We start from the raw sequence: 1,496 nt of genomic DNA, 5'->3' as shown, positions 1-1,496 counted from the left end.
GTGGGACAGACAGCCATGACGACATAGCCGTCACCCACAGAAACACGAAAATAAAGACAAGAGCCCTCATTTAGAAGTATAATCTAAGTGAGGGCTTTGTGGTTGATAATTTCTTGAATATCACTTTCGCGGGACAAACTAATCCACTCTACCGACGAGTACCCCAAAATATCGCCTTGAGCATGAGTATAAAAATACGACAACGTTATCGGTAGACAAGCTCTCTGACTTTATAAATGGAGGGAATCACAATGGATGTTCTCTATCAATCTTGTGCAGGTATTGATGTCCATCAAGCTACTGTTGTGGTTTGTATTCTACATGGGCCGCTCACTTCTACTCGTCCAAAGCGTGAAATGGCTCAGTTTGATACAACGACAAAAGGATTAAAAGCCTGTCATGATTTTCTCACTCAATTTCATGTAGAAGCCGTCGGCATGGAAAGCACAGGAGTTTACTGGAGACCTGTCTGGCATGAACTCTGTGATGACTTTGAACTCATCCTAGCACAGCCTGCTCATATGAAAGCTATTCCAGGTCAAAAAACAGATAAGAAAGATGCTCACTGGATTGCCCAATTAACACGAATCGGCCTGCTCCCTCGCAGTTTCGTTCCTGATGAAACCATTCAAGAATTGAGAGAGATAACACGACAACGGAAACACTATGTAGAGAGCCGTAATCGTGAGACCAATCGGATCCATAAAATCCTCCAATCAGGAGGTATTAAGCTGACAACCTACATAGAAGATATCATGGGTGCTTCTGGTCGAAACTTACTGCAGCTGCTTATTGATGAGACGCCCCTTACCCCAAGAATGATCCATCAATCTGTTTATACCAGTTTGAAAAGAAAAGTTCCCCAACTCCTTGAGGCACTTGATGGGTACTTTTCGGCTCATCATCGTTTTATGTTAGGTCAGTCCTTAGAGATTTACGATTTTTATCAAAAACAAATCGATTGTTTGGAAGAGCGTATAAACGGCTATCTAAATCTCTATGAGAGACCAGTGGAAATCCTAGATTCTATTCCTGGTATGGATCTTATTACAGCCTCTGTGATCATAGCGGAAATTGGGGTAGACATGAGCCAGTTTCCAACAGCTGGACATCTCGCTTCCTGGGCTGGTTTGTGTCCTGGAAATAATGAAAGTGCCGGTAAAAAGAGGAGCACAAAAATCAGACATGGCAATTCCTATTTAAAAAGGTGTCTCTGTCAAGCAGTTTTTGCGGCAAAAAGACAAAAAGGAAGTCCACTAGCAGAGCGTTATTACCAAATTCAAAGTAGGAGAGGACCGCAAAAAGCAACTATTGCACTCGCACATCAACTTCTTAAAATAGCTTATATCCTTTTGAAAGAAAATCTCACTTATCAGGAGTTTGTGCTACAAAAAAGGCTACTAGAGACGAGCCAGTAGCCTAATACAATTTTTTCACCTTCATTATATCACAAGGGGAGTCTTTTTGCGCTCTTTTGAGTTTTCGTATAAGAAATC

The 1,496-nt window shown here is 41.6% G+C and carries 1 protein-coding gene; it reads left to right on the top strand.

The features are described from left to right. Positions 1 to 251: 251 nt before the first annotated feature. Positions 252 to 1,418: an IS110 family transposase gene (locus PCY08_RS09920; RefSeq protein WP_301560229.1), complete on the top strand. Its 1,167-nt coding sequence runs from the start codon at positions 252 to 254 to the stop codon at positions 1,416 to 1,418. The last annotated feature ends 78 nt before the right edge of the window (positions 1,419 to 1,496 follow it).

Origin of the sequence: Streptococcus sp. SO4 (assembly GCF_030440055.1) — a bacterium.
Classification (GTDB): Bacteria; Bacillota; Bacilli; order Lactobacillales; family Streptococcaceae; genus Streptococcus; species Streptococcus nidrosiense.
This window is presented reverse-complemented; position numbering and strand designations above follow the sequence as displayed.

Coding starts and splice junctions, on each gene's coding strand:
- PCY08_RS09920 (WP_301560229.1), top strand. CDS start 252: ATGGATGTTCTCTATCAATCTTGTGCAGGTATTGATGTCCATCAAGCT.